The organism is Bacteroides caecigallinarum, from assembly GCF_021530995.1.
In the GTDB taxonomy this organism is placed as follows: domain Bacteria; phylum Bacteroidota; class Bacteroidia; order Bacteroidales; family Bacteroidaceae; genus Phocaeicola; species Phocaeicola faecigallinarum.
This window is the reverse complement of the sequence record NZ_JADYTF010000298.1, coordinates 1-444: the sequence shown is the minus strand read 5'-3', so window position 1 is coordinate 444 and position 444 is coordinate 1. Positions and strand designations below refer to the sequence as shown.

At 39.6% G+C, this 444-nt stretch carries 1 tRNA gene and 1 rRNA gene; both read left to right on the top strand.

Features of this window, described 5'->3' with window-relative positions:
- Window positions 1-78: ribosomal RNA gene (locus I6E24_RS16715) — 16S ribosomal RNA — on the top strand; the annotation flags it as partial.
- Between the two features lie 78 nt (window positions 79-156).
- Window positions 157-230, top strand: a tRNA-Ala gene (locus I6E24_RS16710).
- The last annotated feature ends 214 nt before the right edge of the window (window positions 231-444 follow it).

Genomic DNA, 444 nt, shown 5'->3' with positions numbered 1-444 from the left:
CCTAGGGTAACACTGGTAATTGGGGCTAAGTCGTAACAAGGTAGCCGTACCGGAAGGTGCGGCTGGAACACCTCCTTTCTGGAGAGATACCGTAGAAAAGATCAAGAAGGTTTATGCTTCTTGTACTACAGACGAGTTTGTTTAATTAAATATTTTGGGGGATTAGCTCAGCTGGCTAGAGCACCTGCTTTGCACGCAGGGGGTCAACGGTTCGAATCCGTTATTCTCCACAGAATATAAGGATAGACTTGCGAAGCAAGTCAATCTCATAAAATTCTCCACAGAAATGTGGATTCTCAATAGAGAATACAGAATTTTATAAAGATCTTTGACATGATGTAACAAGCTGAAAAGTAAAAATTTGGTCAAAACCAAAAGAGCTAAAAGTATATATCATCCGCTCTGTTGTAATATACAGAGTGTGTACGTGATAACAAAAGTAAT